Origin of the sequence: Loktanella salsilacus (assembly GCF_900114485.1) — a bacterium.
GTDB lineage: Bacteria > Pseudomonadota > Alphaproteobacteria > Rhodobacterales > Rhodobacteraceae > Loktanella > Loktanella salsilacus.
Window position 1 is genome coordinate 1 of the sequence record NZ_FOTF01000004.1, and the last position, 19,435, is coordinate 19,435.

General features: G+C 60.8%; 18 protein-coding genes. 8 read left to right on the plus strand and 10 right to left on the minus strand.

What is annotated here, in order from left to right:
• Positions 1-152, plus strand: a 152-nt coding sequence (locus tag BM131_RS04065) for a transposase domain-containing protein (protein ID WP_139222581.1), incomplete at its 5' end; no start/stop codon positions are given.
• A 446-nt stretch (positions 153-598) separates the two neighbouring features.
• Here BM131_RS04065 and BM131_RS04075 read toward each other — a convergent pair.
• The 4 genes from BM131_RS04075 to BM131_RS04090 form a co-directional block, all read right to left on the minus strand.
• Positions 599-1,387, minus strand: coding sequence for an ion transporter (locus BM131_RS04075; protein ID WP_090186587.1), 789 nt, complete (start codon positions 1,385-1,387; stop codon positions 599-601).
• Positions 1,388-1,506: 119 nt separating this feature from the next.
• Complete coding sequence (locus BM131_RS04080) at positions 1,507-2,364, minus strand: SDR family oxidoreductase (RefSeq protein WP_090186034.1); 858 nt, start codon at positions 2,362-2,364, stop codon at positions 1,507-1,509.
• 6 nt (positions 2,365-2,370) lie between these two features.
• Positions 2,371-2,856 (minus strand): DUF1810 domain-containing protein, encoded by a 486-nt coding sequence (locus BM131_RS04085; RefSeq protein ID WP_090186038.1) that lies wholly within the window; start codon positions 2,854-2,856, stop codon positions 2,371-2,373.
• Positions 2,853-3,599 carry a class II aldolase and adducin N-terminal domain-containing protein gene (locus BM131_RS04090; protein ID WP_090186041.1) on the minus strand — a complete coding sequence of 249 codons (747 nt, stop codon included), beginning with the start codon at positions 3,597-3,599 and terminating at the stop codon, positions 2,853-2,855. The genes BM131_RS04085 and BM131_RS04090 overlap by 4 nt, the downstream gene beginning before the upstream one ends.
• A 195-nt stretch (positions 3,600-3,794) precedes the next feature.
• Between BM131_RS04090 and BM131_RS04095 the strand changes: the two genes are divergently transcribed.
• The 4 genes from BM131_RS04095 to mnmH all read left to right on the plus strand — a co-directional run bounded on the left by BM131_RS04095 (position 3,795) and on the right by mnmH (position 8,572).
• Complete coding sequence (locus BM131_RS04095) at positions 3,795-4,934, plus strand: phosphoserine transaminase (RefSeq protein ID WP_090186044.1); 1,140 nt, start codon at positions 3,795-3,797, stop codon at positions 4,932-4,934.
• Between the two features lie 61 nt (positions 4,935-4,995).
• Positions 4,996-6,591 (plus strand): phosphoglycerate dehydrogenase, encoded by a 1,596-nt coding sequence (serA, locus tag BM131_RS04100; protein ID WP_090186048.1) that lies wholly within the window; start codon positions 4,996-4,998, stop codon positions 6,589-6,591.
• A 133-nt stretch (positions 6,592-6,724) separates the two neighbouring features.
• A complete protein-coding gene (locus BM131_RS04105) occupies positions 6,725-7,516 on the plus strand; it encodes a metallophosphoesterase (protein WP_090186051.1) in 792 nt (263 codons plus the stop codon).
• A 3-nt stretch (positions 7,517-7,519) separates the two neighbouring features.
• Positions 7,520-8,572: a tRNA 2-selenouridine(34) synthase MnmH gene (gene mnmH, locus BM131_RS04110; RefSeq protein ID WP_090186054.1), complete on the plus strand. Its 1,053-nt coding sequence runs from the start codon at positions 7,520-7,522 to the stop codon at positions 8,570-8,572.
• Here the strand turns inward: mnmH and selD are convergent.
• The 5 genes from selD to BM131_RS04135 are packed head-to-tail and all read right to left on the minus strand — an operon-like array spanning position 8,569 to position 15,339.
• Positions 8,569-10,731 carry a selenide, water dikinase SelD gene (gene selD / locus BM131_RS04115; protein WP_090186056.1) on the minus strand — a complete coding sequence of 721 codons (2,163 nt, stop codon included), beginning with the start codon at positions 10,729-10,731 and terminating at the stop codon, positions 8,569-8,571. The two genes, mnmH and selD, sit on opposite strands and share 4 nt — an antisense overlap.
• On the minus strand, positions 10,728-11,285 hold the full coding sequence (locus BM131_RS04120) for a pyridoxamine 5'-phosphate oxidase family protein (protein WP_090186058.1): 558 nt from the start codon (positions 11,283-11,285) through the stop codon (positions 10,728-10,730). Before BM131_RS04120 ends, selD begins: the two co-directional genes overlap by 4 nt.
• Positions 11,278-12,309, minus strand: a complete 1,032-nt coding sequence (locus BM131_RS04125; protein WP_090186060.1) for a lipocalin-like domain-containing protein — start codon at positions 12,307-12,309, stop codon at positions 11,278-11,280. The genes BM131_RS04120 and BM131_RS04125 overlap by 8 nt, the downstream gene beginning before the upstream one ends.
• The gene (locus BM131_RS04130) at positions 12,299-14,686 is read right to left on the minus strand and encodes an ABC transporter permease (RefSeq protein WP_090186062.1); all 2,388 of its coding nucleotides are present in this window, start codon (positions 14,684-14,686) and stop codon (positions 12,299-12,301) included. Before BM131_RS04130 ends, BM131_RS04125 begins: the two co-directional genes overlap by 11 nt.
• Entirely contained in the window at positions 14,683-15,339 is a 657-nt protein-coding gene (locus tag BM131_RS04135; RefSeq protein ID WP_090186065.1) for an ABC transporter ATP-binding protein, read from the minus strand. Before BM131_RS04135 ends, BM131_RS04130 begins: the two co-directional genes overlap by 4 nt.
• 143 nt (positions 15,340-15,482) lie before the next feature.
• Here BM131_RS04135 and BM131_RS04140 point away from each other — a divergent pair, with 143 nt between their 5' ends.
• On the plus strand, positions 15,483-16,661 hold the full coding sequence (locus BM131_RS04140; RefSeq protein ID WP_090186067.1) for an acetyl-CoA C-acyltransferase family protein: 1,179 nt from the start codon (positions 15,483-15,485) through the stop codon (positions 16,659-16,661).
• 56 nt (positions 16,662-16,717) lie between these two features.
• Here the strand turns inward: BM131_RS04140 and BM131_RS04145 are convergent, their stop codons facing one another.
• A complete protein-coding gene (locus BM131_RS04145) occupies positions 16,718-17,005 on the minus strand; it encodes a YggT family protein (protein ID WP_090186593.1) in 288 nt (95 codons plus the stop codon).
• Positions 17,006-17,149: 144 nt separating this feature from the next.
• Here BM131_RS04145 and BM131_RS04150 point away from each other — a divergent pair, with 144 nt between their 5' ends.
• Both BM131_RS04150 and mepA read left to right on the plus strand, forming a co-directional pair.
• Positions 17,150-18,517: an MFS transporter gene (locus BM131_RS04150; protein WP_090186069.1), complete on the plus strand. Its 1,368-nt coding sequence runs from the start codon at positions 17,150-17,152 to the stop codon at positions 18,515-18,517.
• On the plus strand, positions 18,514-19,434 hold the full coding sequence (gene mepA, locus BM131_RS04155; protein WP_090186072.1) for a penicillin-insensitive murein endopeptidase: 921 nt from the start codon (positions 18,514-18,516) through the stop codon (positions 19,432-19,434). The genes BM131_RS04150 and mepA overlap by 4 nt, the downstream gene beginning before the upstream one ends.
• Position 19,435: the final 1 nt, after the last annotated feature.

Genomic DNA, 19,435 nt, shown 5'->3' on the forward strand with positions numbered 1-19,435 from the left:
GGACATGGGCCACGATCGCGACGCTCTTGCAAACCTGCAAAATGAACGACGTTGATCCTGTCGCCTGGCTGACGCTGACCCTGGAACGCATCGCCAATCAGTGGCCCAGTGCTGAACTCGATGCCCTCATGCCCTGGAATTACAGCGCCTGAACGGCCACGCCTTCCCGCTTACACGATATCTTCTGACCAGCCATTTATACTGCGGCTGACAAAAACGAGCCGAAACCGCAGCATCAGCTCCTTTGTTTCTATATTTCGAGCCCTCAAGTCGTTGCAAATACGTGCGTTAATTGCGTCGACGCTATGTACTGTGTACCCTAGCGCGATACGTTCAGCGCAACTGACAACGAAGAGTGCCTCGTTGCGGGCGGGGTTCCAGAAAAGACGCGTCAGCATCTGCCCAAGGGTGACATGCGCTGGGCGCGGCCAGAATTCTTGCCAGACAGCCGTTTGAGTTGGCTTATCTAGCGCCCACTGTACCCTTGGCGACGGTTCTACGGATTGAAAAAACCGCCATGACGGGACGAGGACAGGCAAGATCAGGGACAAGATGTGCAGCATGCCCTGTAGCTAGGACCGCAATGGTAAATATCCGTTTAAGCGTCTTTTGAATGCTGCCGCTCTTCCAGCCGCTGTTCAATCGCATTCAGCTTTGCCATCACCTCGTCCCGGTAGGATTCGGTGGCGGCGTTGCCTTCTTCGGCGTGGGCGTCCTGCATTGAGTTTACGATCAGGCCGACCAGCAGGTTTACCACCGCGAAGGTGGTCACAAGGATGAAGGGGATGAAGAAGGCCCAAGCGTAGGGGAACACCTCCATCACGGGGCGGACGATGCCCATGGACCAGCTTTCCAGTGTCATGATTTGGAACAGCGAATAGGCCGAATGGCCAAGGCTGCCGAACCAGTCAGGGAAGGCTGCGCCGAACAGTTGTGTCGCCATGACGGCCGCGATGTAAAAGATGATACCCATCAGTACAAAGACCGACGCCATGCCGGGCAGGGCGCTGACAAAGCCTTCGACCACGCGGCGCAGCGTCGGCGCGACAGAGATGACGCGCAGCGCCCGCAGCACCCGCAAGGCGCGAAGCACGGCTAGGCCATGTCCGACCGGGACAAGGGCGATGCCAACGACGATAAAGTCGAAGATATTCCAGCCGTTCCGAAAGAAAGAGGCGCGTTGCACGAACAGCTTTGCCGAAATCTCTGCCACAAAGATCGCAAGGCAGATCACGTCGAGCAGCAAGATAAGCGGGCCAGCCGTTGCCATGATGGTGGCCGACGTCTCTAGCCCCAGCAACACAGCGTTGAAGATGATGACCCCTGTGATAAAGCGGGTGACGGCGGGGCGATCAAGCAGTGTCGCGAGGCTTTGGCGCAGGGACATGGTGGCTTTCATTTTTGGTGCTTTGGACAGATGTGCTTTGGGCGGCCTGCGCGCAAGGCGTATTGGCCAGACAATGGTGCCGCTGGTTAAATAGCGGCGGTTTGTCTTGGCCTGCGGCGTTAAGTGTCGCCTTGATCCAAAAGCGACTGCAACCCGCTGCGATAGTCGGGAAACAGCAGCTTTACCCCAAGATCGTCCTTGATCCTGTCGTTCCGTACCTTTTTGCTTTCGGCGTAAAAGCTGCGGGCCATGGGGGTCAACTCGGCGTCCTCGAATGGCACGGCCTCTGGCACTGGCAGGCCCAGTAGCTGGGCGGCATAGGCGATGACGTCCTGTGGCGGGGCGGGGTCGTCGTCGCAGACATTGTAAATTGCGCCGGGATTGGGCCGGGCGATGGACGCGGCCAGCACCTGCGCGATGTCGTCGACATGGGTGCGGCTAAAGACCTGGCCGTCCTTGATAATCCGCCGCGCCGTGCCGTTGCGCACCTTGGCAAAGGGTCCGCGGCCGGGGCCATAGATGCCCGCAAGGCGAAAGATATGCAGCGGTAGGGCGGGGATAGCCTGCCATGCCGCCTCTGCCAGAACGCGGGCTTGGCCGCGCCGGGTGGCTGGGGTCAAGGGGGCGGTTTCATCGACCCAGTCGCCGCCATGATCGCCGTAAACGCCGGTAGTAGACAGGTAGCCGGCCCATTCAAACTGATCCGCGCGGGCGGTGATCTGATCTTGAAGCGCGGCCAAGACAGGGTCGCTTCCATCATCGGGGCTGGCGGACATCAGCAGATGAGAGGCAGCATTCAGCGCGTCGGTGACGTCTGCGCCGGGCCAGATCAGCGCCTCAATACCGCGCGCGCGCATGGCTTCGGCCTTTGCCGCTGACCTTGTGGTGCCGATGATACGCCAACCCTGCGGCAGCAGCAGACGCTCAAGGGCCTGCGCGGAATAGCCGTGGCCAAACGAAAGTAATGTACGGGTCACAGGCGTTTATCCGAACAGATCGTCAGCCGGGGGCGCGCGCAGAATGCGCTGTGATTTCGTGCAGCGCTGACCGCCGAACATCTCGTCCAGAACAGCGGCAAAGATGGGGGTGGTTGGGGCGGCCGCCTCGAATAAGGTCGCGCAGGCACGCAGTTTATAGGCGTCGGTGTCGCCCATGATGGCGACGGGATCGGTGCCCTTATGCTCTCGGATCAGGCGCATACATTCCAGCAGCCGTTCACCCAGCAGGGGATGCCCCAGATAGGCCTGCGCCTCTGCTGTGTCGCGCAGCGAATAAAACATGGCCATGGGGGATTCCCCGATGCCGGTCAGCACAGGAAAGATGAACCACATCCAGTGGGTTTGCTTTTTACCTGCGGTCAGCTCTGCGACGACGGTGTCGTAAACCGTGTCTTGCGCCGCAACGAAGTGATCGAATTCATCTTCGTCGTCTTCAAAATCATCATCGTCAAAATCTGCGGAGTCATTCATGAGGCGTAATCCGACCCTTCACGGTCAAGCAGAGCCTTCAGCTCTGACAGGTGGCGCAGGTCTTGCTCTGGATAGGCTTCGATCTGCTGAGCGGTTTTTTCGGCAATGTCGTGGGGCAACACGCGCAAAGGCTGGCCCGTTTGCAGGGCGCGAATGTAAGTCTCTGCGGCGCGTTCAAAGTAGTACATGCGGTTAAAGGTCTCGGCGATGGTGTCGCCGATGACCAACACGCCGTGATTGCCCATTACCATGACCTTTTTCTTGGGGTCGGTGAACAGGGCGGCGCAGCGGGCGCCTTCATCCTCGAACGCCAGACCGCCATAGCCGTCGTCGATGACGACGCGGTCATAGAAAGTGCAGCAGTTTTGATCAATGGGCGGCAGTGTGCTGTCGGCAAGTGACGCTAGCACCGTCGCGTGGATCGAATGGACGTGCATGGCGCAACGGGCATGCGGCACCAGACGGTGCAGCCCGCCATGCAGGCCCCAAGCCGTTGGGTCAGGCGCGTTCGGCCCTTCCATCGTTTTGGGATCGTTTGCGTCGATCAGCAGCATGTCACTGGCGCGGATGCGGGCAAAGTGCATCTGGTTCGGGTTCATCAGGAATTGGCTGCCGTCATCATTCACAGCAAGGCTGAAGTGATTCGAAACCGCCTCGTGCATGTTCAGGCGGGCGGTCCAGCGAAAGGCGGCGGCAAGGTCGACCCGCTCCGCCCAATGAGAGATGTTGTGGTGTATGGTCATATCGGCCCCCGTCACAATTCCCGGTCTTTGCCTGATGTTGCAGGAAGCTAGGCGATAAGGCCACCGCAAAAGCACTTGGCCCGGGCTACCTTAAAAGAGTTTGGATTTTCATTGCTTTTTAACTGGCGCAGGACTAGATCCTGCGGCGGGACACCCTTCCCCAACGAAGGGCGATTATCTGTGAGGATACCAGAAATGGTCACGACGACTCCGGCCACGCGGCCGGCAAATCCGCGTTTTTCTTCCGGCCCTTGTGCCAAGCCCCCCGTATGGACACTCGACGCGCTCGCTGACGCCCCTTTGGGTCGGTCGCACCGCGCTGCCGTTGGTAAGTCCAAACTGGCCGAGGCAATTGACCTTACCCGCGAAATTCTTGGCGTGCCTGCCGACTATCGCATTGGCATCGTGCCTGCGTCCGACACCGGCGCGTTTGAAATGGCCATGTGGACCATGCTGGGCGAACGCCCTGCTGAAATGGTCGCATGGGAGTCTTTCGGCGCTGGCTGGGTCACCGATGTGGTCAAGCAGCTGAAAATCGAAGCCACTGTGCACGAAGCTGGCTACGGCGAGATCGTCGATATGGCGGCCCTGAACTATGACAATGACGTCTGTTTCACATGGAACGGCACGACATCCGGCGTGCGGATGCCGCACGGCGACATGATCCCAGCAGATCGCGCTGGCTTGACCTTGTGTGATGCGACCTCTGCCGCGTTTGCGCAGGATCTGCCGTGGGACAAGCTGGATGTGACCACGTTCAGCTGGCAAAAAGTCATGGGCGGCGAGGCTGCACATGGCATGCTGATCCTGTCCCCCCGCGCTGTAGAGCGTCTGGAAAACTATACCCCCGCATGGCCGCTGCCAAAGATTTTTCGCCTGACATCCAAGGGCAAGCTGATCGAGGGCATCTTTAAGGGCGAGACGATCAACACGCCCTCCATGCTGTGTGTCGAGGATTACCTTGTCGCGCTGAAGTGGGGCCAGTCGATTGGCGGTCAGCCGGGCCTGAAGGCGCGCGCTGATGCGAATGCTCAGGTCATTTGGGATTTCTGCGAGCAGAACGACTGGATCGCGAACCTGGCCGTCGATCCGGCGACCCGGTCCAACACCAGCGTCTGCGTGAAGTTCACCGATGATCGCATCACCGATGGCGCGGCTTTCGCCAAGGCCGTTGCCAAGCGGCTGGAAGCCGAAGGCGTGGCGCTGGACGTGGGTGCATATCGCGACGCCCCCGCTGGCCTGCGGATCTGGTGCGGCGCGACGGTCGAAACTTCGGACGTCGAAGCGCTAATGCCGTGGATCGCTTACGCCTTCGAGGCAGAGATCAACGCCTGATTTTTCGGTGGGCCGCTGATGGCCCACCCCATTCCCCCATTTCGCTTAAGGAGTGCCAAACATGGCCCCCAAGGTTCTGATTTCCGATGCACTGTCGGACGCTGCTGTTCAAATCTTTAAGGATCGCGGTATCGAAGTCGATTTCCAGCCCAAACTGGGCAAGGACAAGGACGCGCTAGCCGCGATCATTGGCAACTATGACGGTCTGGCGATCCGGTCCGCCACAAAGGCGACTGAAAAGCTGATCCAAGCTGCGACCAACCTTAAGGTCATCGGCCGCGCTGGTATCGGTGTCGATAACGTCGACATCCCCGCCGCGTCGAAAAAGGGCATCATCGTGATGAACACGCCCTTCGGTAACTCGATCACCACGGCAGAGCACGCGATTTCGCTGATGATGGCAGTCGCACGCCAGATCCCAGAAGCGAACGCATCCACCCACGCTGGCAAGTGGGAAAAGTCCCGCTTTATGGGCGTTGAACTGACCGCCAAGACGCTGGGCGTCATCGGTGCAGGCAACATCGGTTCGATCGTGATCGACCGCGCCAAGGGCCTGCGGATGAAGGTCGTCGCCTATGACCCCTTTCTGTCCGAAGACCGCGCTGTTGAGCTGGGTGTCGAAAAGGTCGAGCTGGACGAACTGCTGGGCCGCGCTGATTTCATCACCTTTCACGTGCCCCTGACTGACCAGACCCGCAACATCCTGTCCCGCGAAGCGATTGCAAAGCTGAAGCCCGGCGTGCGCATCATCAACTGCGCCCGTGGCGGTTTGGTCGACGAAGAAGCACTCGCCGAGGCGATCAAGGATGGCCGCGTTGCCGGTGCCGCCTTTGACGTCTTCGCCGAAGAGCCAGCCACCAACAGCCCGCTGTTCAACCTGCCCAACGTCGTCGTCACGCCGCACCTTGGCGCAGCCACGACCGAAGCACAGGAAAACGTGGCCTTGCAGGTTGCAGAGCAAATGTCCGACTTCCTGTTGACCGGCGCTGTGACCAACGCGATCAACATGCCATCGATCACCGCTGACGAATCCAAGATCATGGGCCCGTGGATCACGCTGTCGGGCCACCTTGGCAACTTCATCGGTCAGATGACCGACGAGCCGATCAAGGCGATCAACATCCTGTTCGACGGCGAAGCCGCCGAGATGAACCTGAAGGCGCTGACCGCATCCACGATCGCTGGCATTATGCGTCGCCGGAACCCAGACGTGAACATGGTGTCGGCACCTGTTATTGCTAAGGACAACGGCGTGCAGGTTAGCACGACCAAGCAGGACCAGTCCGGTGCCTTTGAAGGTTACATCAAGGTCACAGTCGTCACCGACACCCGCGAACGTTCGGTTGCGGGCACGGTATTTAGCGACGGCAAGCCACGCTTTATCCAGATCAAGGGCATCAATGTGGACGCTGAAGTTGGCGAAAACATGCTTTATACCACGAACAAGGACATCCCCGGCATCATCGGTAAGCTAGGCAGCATCCTTGGCGATCACGGTGTAAACATCGCAAACTTCACGCTTGGCCGTTCTGCTGCCAAGGGCGAGGCGATTGCTTTGCTGTACATCGACGAACCTGTCCCGGCTGACGCTGTGAAGGCGCTGGAAGCATCCGGCAACTTCCAGCAGGTTAAGCCGCTGACATTCGTCGCAATCTAAAAACTAATCCCGGCGCAGAACATCTGCGCCGGGATTACGCCATCCGGCGATTAAAACTCTCGCCAAAGGCGAGAGCCCTGTCATTCCGCGAGGCGTCTGCTAAGTCAGGTCGCAAATAGTGACGGAGTGACAAGTGATTTACGCCATCGGTGATGTTCATGGTCAAAAGGCCATGCTGGACCACGCGCTCGTGCTGATTGCCGCTGACGGCGGCGCGGCTGCGCCCCTTGTCTTTCTGGGTGATTATACAGATCGCGGCCCCGACAGTCGCGGCGTGATTGATGCGCTGATCGCCGGACGCGATGCTGGCTTTGATTGGCATTTTATCAAAGGCAACCACGACCGCATGTTCCAGCGCTTTATGGAATCTGGCGATTGCCACGATGTTGCGATAAAATCTGGCCTGTCATGGCTGAATTCACGTCTTGGCGGTGACACGACGCTGGCGTCCTATGGCATCATCCCCGCCGGTCCGGCGAATTTCGACAAGGACGATTTGGGGCGCGAGGTTCTAACGACCTATCCGACGACCGAAGGCGACCTGAATTTGGCAGAGCTTGTCGCCTTGGCACAGGCGCGCGTACCGCAGGCGCATCTGGATTTCCTATCCTCGAACCCTCTGATGCATCAGGCCGACGGGCAGTTGTTTGTGCACGCCGGTATTCGCCCCGGCGTGCCATTGGATGCGCAGATCGAGGATGACTTGATCTGGATCCGCGACGGCTGGCTGGATAATACGGACGACCACGGGATGATGGTCGTACATGGACATACGGCGCTTGATACGCCGGAACACCTGGGAAACCGCATCGATCTGGATGGCGGCGCAGGTTACGGGCGCCCACTGGTGCCCGCTGTGTTCGACAGCGGCGCATGGTTCACGCTGACGGATGACGGACGAAAACCTTTGCGTCCGGCCCGCTAAGATATGCCGCAAAGCTTTGAAAACTTGGCCGATTTGATGGCCCACGGGTTTGACACGGTGATCGACGTGCGTAGTCCCGCCGAATTTGCCGAAGACCACATCCCCGGCGCGATCAACCTGCCCGCGCTGTCGAACGATCAACGGGCAGAAGTCGGCACGATCTACAAGCAGGTCAGCGCTTTTAACGCGCGCAAGATCGGCGCCGCGCTGGTCGCCCGTAATGTCGCCGACCACGTCGAAGGCCCGCTTGCCGCGTATGACGGGTCTTGGCAGCCGCTGGTCTATTGTTGGCGCGGCGGTCAGCGGTCGGGTTCTTTTGCATCGATCCTGCAACAGATTGGCTGGCGTGCGGACACGATCAAAGGCGGTTATCAGACCTATCGCAAGCTGGTGCACGACGCGATGTATATCGACCCGCTGCCGCACCGTTTGGTTCTATTGGACGGCTACACCGGCACGGCCAAGACCGCCTTGCTGCATTTGCTTACAGAACGCGGTGTGCAGATTATCGATCTGGAAGGGCTGGCCGCCCATCGGGGTTCGCTGCTTGGCGGTGTCGCTGGCGGACAACCGGCGCAGAAAGGCTTTGAATCGCAGCTGGCGCAGGTGCTGGCAAAGTTGGACCCGAACAAGTTGACCGTGGTCGAGGCGGAAAGCAGCAAGGTTGGCCAGATTGTTCTGCCAAAGCAAATCTGGGCGCGGATGTCTGCCGCCCCCCGGATCGAGGTAAGCGCGCCACTTGCCGCGCGTGCCGCGTTCCTGCGCGAAGCATACGCCGATATCATCGCCGACCCGGCGCTTTTGCGCGAACGGATGCAGCCGCTGCGCAATCTACGGGGTCATGCAATCGTTGACGGGTGGGAGGCTTTGCTGAACGCAGGCGACTTTACCGCGCTGGCGACGGCCATGATGGATCAGCACTACGATGCGGCCTATGCGCGGTCGCGCAAGGCCAGCGACCGCACGTGGCTGGGCGAGGTTCACGCCGAGACCCTGGACGCTGCCGGCCGCGCCCGCGCCGCGGACGATTTGGCAAAGCTGATCGCCACGCTTTAGCGCAGCGTAATGCCGGGCGTGTCCGTAACATATCCGATGATCGCGGCGCTGGTGTAGCCTGCATCCTGCAACTTGTGCACCAGGTCGTCCGCTTGATCTACGCCCACGGCGGCCAGCAATCCGCCGGCAGTCTGCGGATCATAGATCAGGTCTGTGCGCGGCCCCATCGGGCCAGTTACAGGGCCGGAACCTGCGATATTATCCTTAAATAGGCTCGAATGCTGCCCTGCCTCGGCCAAGGTTAGCGCGCCGTCCATCAGCGGTATCTGCGCCAGTTCCAGCAGCGCGCCAGTGCCTGACGCATCCCCAATCCCCGACAGATGCCCGGCCAAACCAAAGCCCGTGACATCGGTCATCGCATGAGCGTTTGCCAGAATACTGCTGGCTATCGCTTGCGGCTGACACATCAGATCAAGGGCGCTGTCAACGACCCCGCCCGGCGCAGCGCCAGCCATTTCCGCCGCCATGATGACACCGCTGCCAAGCGGCTTCGTCAGGATCAAAGCATCCCCCGGCTTCGCGCCGCGCAGGGTAACAGGGTCCCGGTCGCAGAGCCCGGTCACGGTAAAGCCGATCGTCAGCTCTGCCCCGAGTGACGTATGCCCGCCAACGATTGCGGCACCGGCATCGGACAGCGCCTCATGTGCTGCACCCATGATTTCGGACAATGTGCGGGCCTGCAAATCAGCTGAGAGTTTTGGCAGGATCAGGTTCACTGTCGCCGCTTGCGGCGCAGCCCCCATTGCCCAAATGTCACCAAGTGCGTGGTTCACCGCGATGCGGGTCATCGTGACGGGATCATCGGTAAAGGCACGCAGATGGTCGGTGCTGATGACCTGCCGTGCGCCGCCCATGGTCAGCAGCCCAGCGTCATCGCCCGGTACCAGTTGCACGTCATCACGGTCCGGCGGCGGCAGGGATTGCAAGGCGGCGCGCAGCGCGCCGCGGCCGACTTTGGCCCCGCAGCCGCCGCACATCGGCTTATCGCCAAGCGCCTCTTGCAGCCCCACAGCGCGGGTCAAAGGTAGCGGGGGCAGTCCCATCGGTTTGAGTTCGTCGAACTGGCGCATGAATGTGCGGTCGATGTGATCCTTCCACCGCCACAGCAGCGGGCCGGAAAACGCAGTGCCCATCCGTTCGGCCAAAGCGGATTTGCCACCCAGCGAGATCAGCTTGAGGTAGTCCTTTTGCGGGTCGTAGGGGCGCAATTCGCCCCCCGACAGCACCGCGCGCAGGTTATCGAACAGCACAGGTGCCTGCCGCACGGCATAAACGCCAGCTTTGGGCCGCGGCGCGTGGGAAAGGTGGGCGCAGTCGCCGACGGCAAACAGGGATGGATCGGATGACTGCAGCATCTCGTTCACGGTGATGAAGCCGCCCTGCACATCAACGCCGATGTCCGCCTGCCAGTCGTGCGGCTTTGCGCCAGCCGCACCGGTTGTGAAATCTGACGCGATCTCGGTCCCGTTATCCAGCACAACGGCGGTGGCCGTGACGCGGGCGACGCTGGCGTCCTCATTTAGGGTTACGCCTTGGTCTGCAAGGGCGGCCAGCATCTTGCGCCGTGCGGTATCGCCCAGCGTATCGACGATTTTACCCCGGTCGATCAGGTGGGCGATGGGGGATAAGCCGCGGGCGCGCAGGTTGTGCATCATTGCCATGGCCAGCTCTGCCCCGGCAACACCGCCGCCGATAATCGCGATGCGCGGCTTGGTCGTGCTGGCGCGGAAGGCGTCCCAACGGCCGGCAAAAGTGCCAAGCGGTTTTGCCGGGATCGCATGATCGGTAAAACCGGGCAGGTCGGGCATGACCGAAGTGATCCCGACATCGACACTTACGATATCATAGGCAATTGGTGGGCGTCCCGGCACGGTGATCAGTTTGGCAGCCGTATCGATCCCGGTGACCGCCCCGTTTACCAACCGCGCCCCAGCAAACCGCGCAAGTTTCACAAGATCGATGTCCAGCTCTGCCCGGCTATAGTGGCCAGCAACAAACCCGGGAAGCATGCCCGAATAGGGGGCAGTTGGGCCGGGATTGATGACAGTGACCCGCACGCCGGCCAGCGCCTTCATTCCCCATTTGCGCAACACAAGCGCATGGGTATGGCCGCCGCCAATCAGCACCAGATCTTTGACCAGTGGAAAGTCGGGGTTCATGGCGACACCCATTTGCCCGTCCAGCCGTCTGTGGCGGAAAAGCTGGCGCGCCGGTGATAGGTGCCCAAATGCATGACGTCGATGTGACCGAGCGCCAGTTGCAACACACAAAAGCGGCTCTGATCGGGGGTTTTGGTATAGTCTAGCGCGTGCGGTAGTGTCGTGCCGGGCGGCGGTGTGACGCCGTATGATAGCAGGGCCCCATCAGGTAGTTCCTGCCAGCGATCTGCAACGGTTGGACCAGAAATGACCTCGACCGTTGCCTGTAGGCGTACCTGAAGGGCCAGCGCAGGCTCCCAAAAATGCAGCGCCGCGCGGGGGTGGGCAGCAATGCTGGCGATCTTGTCTGACTGGGTGTCTGTATAAACCTCTAACATTGCTGGATCAGCAACCGCGCGGCGCAAAACCACGGTGCGTGCCTCTGGCCAGCCATCTGGGCTGATGGTGGCAAGGGTTGGCTGCCGGGCTGCGACGTCCCTGCGTGCGGCGCCATGTGTCAGCTGTTGCCAGACCTGATCATGAAGTCCCGGCAGTGTTTCGAACCATTCACTCATAGCCTGTCATCTCCAGATAGCCGGTGCCGGACTGCGTGCCGTCGATTGTGACCGGGCCTTCCCAGTAGGGGACGCTGGTTGTCATCCATGCTTGTGTGTTGATCGCTTGCACGGTGACGTCAACACCCTGCGCTGGTAATTCCAAACGCCAGCGGGTCGGCATATCGCGGCCCGCGACCTGCGACACCTCAAGCGGTGTGGCCCGCAAGCTGCCGTCCTCATAGGGTGTCGGTGTCCCGTCTGGCGCGATCCAAGTGGCAGAGGTGTAGTCCGCCCCATCGGTTTGACGCAGTCTGAACCCCATCATCCGCGCGCCATCGTCGAAGGAGAGTGAGAACCAATCCCAACCCGTTTGATCGCCCGACAACGGCTGGCTGGACCATTCGCGATCCAGCCAAGCTGTGCCGGTCACGGCGATTTCGCCCTGCGGCAGGTGCAGCGTTCCGGCGATGTCGTAAAATGGCTGGGAATAATAATAGCTGGCTTGCCCGCTCGCGGATTTGACAGAGTATCCTTTCTTGCCTTGCCGGACGAATGGCCCACTGGCGGTCAGCTGCATGTCATAGCCGAAATCCGGCCCGGTGGCCGACAAGGTGCCCACGTCGATCCCATCAAAACGCCAATCGTCGATCCATGCGGCGAACGGATCGGCCACGACTCCCGCCTGCCCAATGCCGCCCCGCGCAAGGCGTTCCGTGACGAAGTGATCGTCCGGTGTCGTGACGGCAGCGTGGCCCATCCAAAGTTGCGGGTCATCCCAGCCCTCTTGCGTTTGAGGTGCCATGGCAGAGCGGAATAGAGTCCATTGCAGCCCATAGTCGGTCCCGTCCGCGTCTTTTAAGTTCGCGGTCAAATACCACCATTCGATACGGAAATCCGGGTGTGCACCGTGATCGGCAGGAAAGCTGAATTGCGGGTCTGGCTGGGGAATGGCAAAGCCGTCGGCTCCGCTGCCTAGCCCCGCGAAACCCTGTGCCTGTGCAAAAACAGGCACTAAACATAGTAATATTGTCTTAACGTTCATTCGAAAATACCTTTAGCAAGTCGCTGGGCGGGGTGCGCGATAGCCGCCATGCGGGCCATAAAGCGGCAAGTGTGGCTGCAATCAGGGCGAATCCGCCAAGCTTTAGGTAATCTAGCGGGAAGACGTACATCGGCAGCCGCCACCCAAAGGCCGCGACATTGACGATGGCCAGCAGCGCCCAAGCAAGCGCGAGCCCGAGCGGCAGCGCGATCGTAGCCGTCAATGTGGCGAGCAGAACCGCCCGGATCAGTTCCAGCCGGCCCAATTCGCGGCGGGTGAATCCCATGGCCCAGGCCGGGGCAAGTTGTGGCACACGCAAGGCGGCCAAAGTGAGTAGGCTCATCAAAATGGCAAAGCCTGCAACGGCGAGCGTCAGGATGTTGAGGGCGGTCGTCACCGTGAATGTGCGATCAAAGATGTCGAGCGAGAATTGCTTGATCCCGGCCTGATTGATCGTCGCGCTAGGCGGCAGATTTAGGTCGCGTTCCATGTCCGTCACGAGGGCTGGGACGTCGGTGGCGGGCAGGCGCAGCCCAAAGCGCAAAGGCTCTATTTCAGGGAAAAGCGTGGTAAAAGCAGGCTCTGCGATGATGGCCTGCCCGATGGGGTTGCCGTAGTCCCCATAAATACCCGCCACGCGAAAATCGCGGCCATCCAGCGGCACCGTATCGCCCAGCGTTAGGCCAGAGCGCCGGGAAAGCTGTTCATTTATGAACAGCGCATCACCGTCAAAGACCGCATCCCACGCCCCCTCTGCCGTCTGTAGAAAGCGCCAGTTGTCACGATAGGTTGCGTCGTCACGTGTGCCAAACACCTCGGCCGGAAGGCCCGCGATTTGCACGGGTGCCGACGCGATGGGCAGAACTGCGCGGGTGCGGGGGGTGACGTAGGCTATGATCTGTGCCGCTTGCGCTGGATCTTCGGCGGTGACGTAAAGCTCTGACGCTAACCGCTGGTCCAGAAATCCGGTAAAGGTCAGGCGGAAGCTGCTGACCATCGTGGACACACCGACATTCGCGGCCATCGCAAGCAACAGCGCGGCAAGGGCAAGCGACAGTCCAGGCAATTGCTGGCGTGTGTCGGCCCAAAACCATTGCGCCCGAACACCTGTGGCGAGGCGTTCAGCGAGCGCAAGGACGCGGTCTAAAATCAAGGGCAGGGCCAGTGCGGCACCGATCAACATAGTGCCTAACAAGGCGAATCCAGCGATAAGGCCCTGAGCCGTAAGCCCCAGCGCCGCTGCTAGCGCCAAAAGCGCCAAGGCGATCAATCCTTGTACCTGCGCCGATCGTCCGGCAGCCATGCTAAGCGCGCGTGGCGATCCCCCGGCGAGCAGCGGCAATCGTGCGAGCCGCCAAAATGCAGCCGCTGCGGCCATGGCCGTGCCGCCCAGTGCGATGCCTAGGCCCGACAGCCACCATGATGGACGCAGTTGTAGGGTGCCTGCGACAGTGGCTCCGTACAGGCCTTGCAGCGTCGCGGCGACATCAGGAAGGAGGAGTGACGCAATGACGTAGCCAAGCGCCACACCGATGCCCCCGGCAACCAGAGCCATGATTGCAAGCTCTGCCGCCATCAGCGCCATCAACCGCCGCAGCGGTACGCCAAGCGCACGCAGGGTTCGCACAACAGGGCGGCGCTGTTCAAAGGCGAGGCCGATGGCACCGTTGACGATAAAGATGCCGACGGCAAAGGACAGCAGACCAAAAGCGGTTAGGTTGAGGTGAAAGCTGTCAGTCAATCGCCCAATATCAGAGCCTGTATGGGCGATTTGACGCGAGAGGAGAGGTGCAATGGTGTCAAGCGGTGCCTGCCTGATGGGCTGCACCGGACCTACGATCAGCCGGTCAATCTGGCCTTGTCGATCCAGCAGGCGCTGGGCTGCGCCGATGTCCATGATGACGGTGCCGGGCGCGACATCGGGGGCGACAACCTTGGCGATCCCCGGCGGCAAAGCATCCAGCGCATCTTGGTGCCCAAAAGCCTGTCCGGGGGCGGTCAAAAACCCCGCGATGTCGGCACCCTGAGCCACTTGCACCGGACCTAGACCGCCAAAGGATGTCAGGGGGTCCAGGCCAACAATGCGGACCCCGTCTAATCGCCCTTCGATCACCGGGGACACCAGCCAGCCTGCGCGCCGCAGCGCGACGTATGTGTCTTGCGCCATCGGTTGCCCGTCGCGGCGTATTAATTGGTCAAATGTGCCCTCGCCCAAGGTGGCGGCGGCAGCATTGTAGCTGGCCTTTGCTTCGGAATTGATCGCTTGCACGCCGGACCAAAGCGCCGTCGCCAGCGCGAGCCCGGCGAGCAGCGTAAAAAGCTGCAATGGATTGCGCTTCCAATGGGACAGCAGCGCGGCAAAAACAGCGCGTGTCATGCGATCTGGCCCTGTGCCAAGTGCAGACGCCGCATCATCTGCCCGGCAAGCCGGTCCGAGTGTGTGACCATCAAGAGCCCCGCACCGGTATCAGCCACTAGGTCTAGCATGAGGGCCAAAACTTGCGCTGCTGTCGCCTCGTCCAGATTGCCTGTCGGCTCGTCCGCCAGCACCAGTTTGGGGCGCGGCGCGAGTGTGCGGGCGATGGCGACGCGCTGCTGCTGCCCGCCGGAGAGTTGTTCGGGATATTTGCGCAGCTGCGGTGTCAGGCCCATGCGGTCCGCCAACGTGGCGCACCATGCAGGGTCGTGCCGTCCGGCAAGTCGTGCCTGAAAGGCGATGTTGTCAGCGATGCGCAGGCTAGGGATCAGGTTGAACTGTTGAAAAACCACGCCGACGGTATCGCGCCGCATGCGCGCACGGCCATTGTCGTCCATGGCGGTCAGATCCTCGCCATCAAGCATGATCTGGCCACCGTCAGGCGCGTCCAACCCGCCAATCAGATGCAGCAAAGTGCTTTTGCCAGACCCGCTTTCCCCGGTTAGGGCCAGCGTTTCGCCGCGATCTAGGGTCATATCGATCCCGCGCAGCACGTCGAACGGGCCATCTGCTGTGGCATAGGTTTTGCGCAGGTCAGTCACGGTCAGCAGCATTGGGCCCTCTTTTGTTGCGACGTAGGTATGGCGCAGAACGGCTACGAACAGACCGGGCGGTCCCTTTGCCGCAGATGACGGCACGTTTTGCTGGTGTCTGCCGCCTTGGCTTGTCATCCTGCGGCAAACCGGAGGGAGTTACCATGTCTGACATCGTCATCTTGGGCGGCGCACGCACCGCCATCGGATCATTCGGAGGGGCGCTTGCAGGTACGCCGCCGATCACGCTGGGCGCGACAGTGGCAGAGGCCGCGATGGCCCGCGCTGGCGTCGATCCTGCGCAGATCGGCCACGTCGTCTTTGGCCATGTGATCAATACAGAGCCGCGCGATATGTACCTGTCGCGCGTTGCCGCGATGGATGCGGGTGTCCCTGATACGACGCCTGCGATGAACGTGAACCGTCTGTGCGGGTCCGGCGTGCAGGCAATTATCTCGGTCGTGCAGGCGATGCAGCTGGGCGATGCTGACTTCGGTCTGGCGGGCGGGGCCGAAAACATGTCCCGGTCCCCGTTCATCGTCAGTGACCAGCGCTGGGGCGCTAAGATGGGCGACATTCAGACCCGCGATATGATGCTTGGCGCGCTGAACTGCCCCTTTGGCACAGGCCACATGGGCATCACGGCAGAGAACGTCAGCGCAGAGCATGATATCAGCCGCGCAGCGCAAGACGCCTTTGCACTGGAAAGCCAGAACCGCGCCGCCAAGGCGATGGCAGAGGGCCGCTTTGACAGCCAGATCGTGCCAGTCATGCTGAAAACCAGGCGCGAGACCTATGAATTCAAGACCGACGAGCATCCAAAGGCGACAACCTTAGAGGCGCTTGCTGGTCTGCGCCCCGCCTTCCGCAAGGATGGTAGTGTGACAGCGGGCAACGCCTCTGGCCTGAACGACGGGGCCGCCGCGATCACGCTGGCGACGATGGATGCGGCGGAAAAGGCTGGCCTGACGCCGCGATTCCGCGTGCTGGGCTATGCCCACGCCGGTGTGCGGCCAGAAGTGATGGGGATTGGTCCCGTGCCGGCCGTGCGCAAGCTGTTGGAACGGACCGGCCTAAAAGCAGACGATTTTGACGTGATCGAAAGCAACGAAGCCTTTGCCGCGCAGGCGCTGGCCGTCAGCAAGGAACTGGGTTTTGATCCTGCCAAGGTGAACCCAAATGGCGGCGCGGTTGCTTTGGGGCATCCGGTGGGCGCAACAGGCGCGATCATCACGGTTAAGGCGATGTACGAGCTGGACCGGATCGGCGGCAAGCGAGCGCTGATCACCATGTGCATCGGTGGAGGTCAGGGGATCGCACTGGCGATTGAACGCCTAAGCTAAGGCGAGCTGGCGGGGCTTAGATGTGCCTTAGGCAATCTGAGCCCCGCCAGATCAAATTAATAGAAAAGCGCGGCGTTGTTGATCAGCAGGATGCGAATAATTTCGATCCCGACCAGCGCCACGATGGGCGACAGATCGATCCCGCCAAGGTTTGGCAGCACGCGGCGCAGCGGGGCATAGATCGGCTCTAGGATGCGCTGCAGGGTGTACCAGATTTGGCCAACGATGGGCTGGCGCACATTCAGAACGTCAAAGCTGATCAGCCAGCTCATGATGAAATGGGCGAAGATAAAGAACCGCGCGATACCAAGCAGCAGCAGCAGGATTTGGAACAGGGATGTCATCGGCGGCATTCTCCGTATTTTAAGCTGTGCCGCAGGTAAGCGGTCCTACGGATTCAAACAACCCCTTAGTCCGCACGGCTTGCATCAAGTGCTTGCTAGTGCGCGCTGACCCGGTGTCTAGTCGCGGCAAACAGGGGGCCCAAAATGGCAGTATCGAAAAAGCGGATTTGGGGCTGGATGGCCTTCGATTGGGCGTCTCAACCATTTTACACGCTGGGCCTGACGTTCGTCTTTGGGCCCTATTTCGCACTTGTCGCAACGCAGGCCTTTGTCAGCGATGGCTTGATCGAAGAAGCGGCGAAAGCGCAGGCGCAGTCCATCTGGTCGATCGGGCAAACCATTGCTGGCCTGCTGATTGCAATCACAGCCCCGTTTCTGGGGGCTTACGCCGATAACTCTGGCCGCAAGATTCCGTGGATTGCGGGCTTTTCGATCGTTTTCGTCGTGGCCTCTTGGTCGCTATGGGGGCTGACCCCGGATGGGGCCGGGCTGTATTTGATCTTGCTGCTCTTCTACGTCGCGTTTTTCGCCAGTGAGTCTGCGCTGAACTTTGTGAACGCGATCCTGCCCAGTCTTGGCACTGACAAAGAAATCGGCCGCATATCCGGCTCTGGCGCGGCCTTTGGCTATTGGGGCGGCGTCACGTCGCTGTTCATCTTGCTGCTGCTTTTTGTCGAAAGCCCCGATACGGGCCTGACCCTGCTTGGTATCCCGCCAATGCTAGGCCTTGATGCCGCGCAGATGGAGGGGACGCGCAGCGTCGGGCCGTTTATCGCGCTGTGGTATATCGTTTTCATGATCCCGTTTTTTGCCTACGTGCGCGACACACCCGCGCCAAAGGTCAAGCGCACGTCGCTTCGGGCGGTCTGGGGCGATCTGATGGCGACCCTGCGCGGCGTGATGCACCGCCGCAGCCTGAAGTATTTTCTGCTGTCATCGATGTTCTACCGCGATGCCCTGAACGCGCTTTATGCTTTTGGCGGCATCTATGCGCAGCTTGTGCTGGGGTGGAGCGTGATGAAGATCGGTATCTTCGGAATTCTTGCCGCTATCGCTGCTGCCATCTTTACGTGGCTCGGCGGGCTGGCAGATCAGCGGTTCGGGCCTAAACCGGTCATTCGGGTCTGTGTTTGGTTGCTGATCGTTGTCGGCTGTCTGATCGTCGGCATGTCGAGAGAGAACCTTTTCATATTCCCGCTGGCCCCCGGATCGCAAATTCCTGATCTGGTGTTCTATGGGTGCGGCATGGTGATCGGTGGGGCAGGCGGCGCGATCTATGCCGCCAGCCGCACGATGATGGTCCGGCACACCCACCCCGACCGCCCGGCAGAGGCGTTTGGCCTGTTTGCCTTAACCGGTAAAGCGACGGCCTTTATCGCCCCGGCCAGTATCGCGCTCTTCACGTTTATGACAGGCAACGTGCAACTGGGGTTTCTGCCCGTCATCTTTCTGTTCCTCCTTGGGCTCTTCCTGTTAAGGTGGGTCAACACAGACGGGGACCGGGCAGCATGATCCGCATTACAGCAATGATCGCACTTATCGCGGGCCTCGCAGCCTGCCAGCAAGAGGCGAAGGTCGCGACTGCGACGCAGCCGGTGTTTTCGACGCAGAACACCAACGACACACGGATCGCCAAGCAGGTGTTCGGTAATCTGTCTAATGGATCCAATCAGCCATCCGCGCCCGTCGGGTTCTATTCCAAGGGCTGTCAGGCCGGTGCCGAGGAATTGGCCGAGACTGGTCCGACTTGGCAAGCGATGCGCCTATCGCGTAATCGCAACTGGGGTCAGCCGCAGCTGGTCGATTTCGTACAAGACCTGTCCCGCGTTGCCGCACAGCAGCCCGGTTGGAATGGCCTGTATCTGGGCGATATGAGCCAGCCGCGCGGCGGCCCGATGCTCAGCGGGCATGCCAGCCACCAGATTGGCCTTGATGCCGATATCTGGCTTAAGCCTGCCAACAACCTGTCCCTGTCCCGGACAGAGCGCGAGAATATCTCTTCTGATCGGATGGACCGTAATGGCGGTGCCTATGTGAATAGCAACTGGGGCCCCGCCCAAGAGGCGATCATTCGCGCTGCGGCCTCTGATCCGCGCGTTGCACGGATTTTCATTTTTCCGGGTGCCAAGGTCGAGATGTGCAAAAACGCAACCGGCGACCGCAGTTGGCTGAACAAGGTGCGGCCTTGGTACGGGCATAACTACCATTTCCATGTTCGCTTGAACTGTCCCGCCGGGTCCGGTCTGTGCGCGCCGCAAGACCCGCCGCCGCCCGGTGATGGCTGCGCCGATGCCGCCGCTTGGGTCGACAATATCGTCAACCCCAAGCCTGCGCCGCCCGCCGATCCGAATGCCCCAAAACCTGCCCCAAAGCGTGAGCTGACGATGGCCAGCTTGCCGGGTCAGTGCGCCGCCGTCGCCGCCAACTGAT

Coding starts and splice junctions, on each gene's coding strand:
- BM131_RS04075 (WP_090186587.1), bottom strand. CDS start 1,387: ATGTCCCTGCGCCAAAGCCTCGCGACACTGCTTGATCGCCCCGCCGTC.
- BM131_RS04085 (WP_090186038.1), bottom strand. CDS start 2,856: ATGAATGACTCCGCAGATTTTGACGATGATGATTTTGAAGACGACGAA.
- BM131_RS04090 (WP_090186041.1), bottom strand. CDS start 3,599: ATGACCATACACCACAACATCTCTCATTGGGCGGAGCGGGTCGACCTT.
- BM131_RS04095 (WP_090186044.1), top strand. CDS start 3,795: ATGGTCACGACGACTCCGGCCACGCGGCCGGCAAATCCGCGTTTTTCT.
- serA (WP_090186048.1), top strand. CDS start 4,996: ATGGCCCCCAAGGTTCTGATTTCCGATGCACTGTCGGACGCTGCTGTT.
- mnmH (WP_090186054.1), top strand. CDS start 7,520: ATGCCGCAAAGCTTTGAAAACTTGGCCGATTTGATGGCCCACGGGTTT.
- selD (WP_090186056.1), bottom strand. CDS start 10,731: ATGAACCCCGACTTTCCACTGGTCAAAGATCTGGTGCTGATTGGCGGC.
- BM131_RS04120 (WP_090186058.1), bottom strand. CDS start 11,285: ATGAGTGAATGGTTCGAAACACTGCCGGGACTTCATGATCAGGTCTGG.
- BM131_RS04125 (WP_090186060.1), bottom strand. CDS start 12,309: ATGAACGTTAAGACAATATTACTATGTTTAGTGCCTGTTTTTGCACAG.
- BM131_RS04130 (WP_090186062.1), bottom strand. CDS start 14,686: ATGACACGCGCTGTTTTTGCCGCGCTGCTGTCCCATTGGAAGCGCAAT.
- BM131_RS04135 (WP_090186065.1), bottom strand. CDS start 15,339: ATGCTGCTGACCGTGACTGACCTGCGCAAAACCTATGCCACAGCAGAT.
- BM131_RS04140 (WP_090186067.1), top strand. CDS start 15,483: ATGTCTGACATCGTCATCTTGGGCGGCGCACGCACCGCCATCGGATCA.
- BM131_RS04145 (WP_090186593.1), bottom strand. CDS start 17,005: ATGACATCCCTGTTCCAAATCCTGCTGCTGCTGCTTGGTATCGCGCGG.
- BM131_RS04150 (WP_090186069.1), top strand. CDS start 17,150: ATGGCAGTATCGAAAAAGCGGATTTGGGGCTGGATGGCCTTCGATTGG.
- mepA (WP_090186072.1), top strand. CDS start 18,514: ATGATCCGCATTACAGCAATGATCGCACTTATCGCGGGCCTCGCAGCC.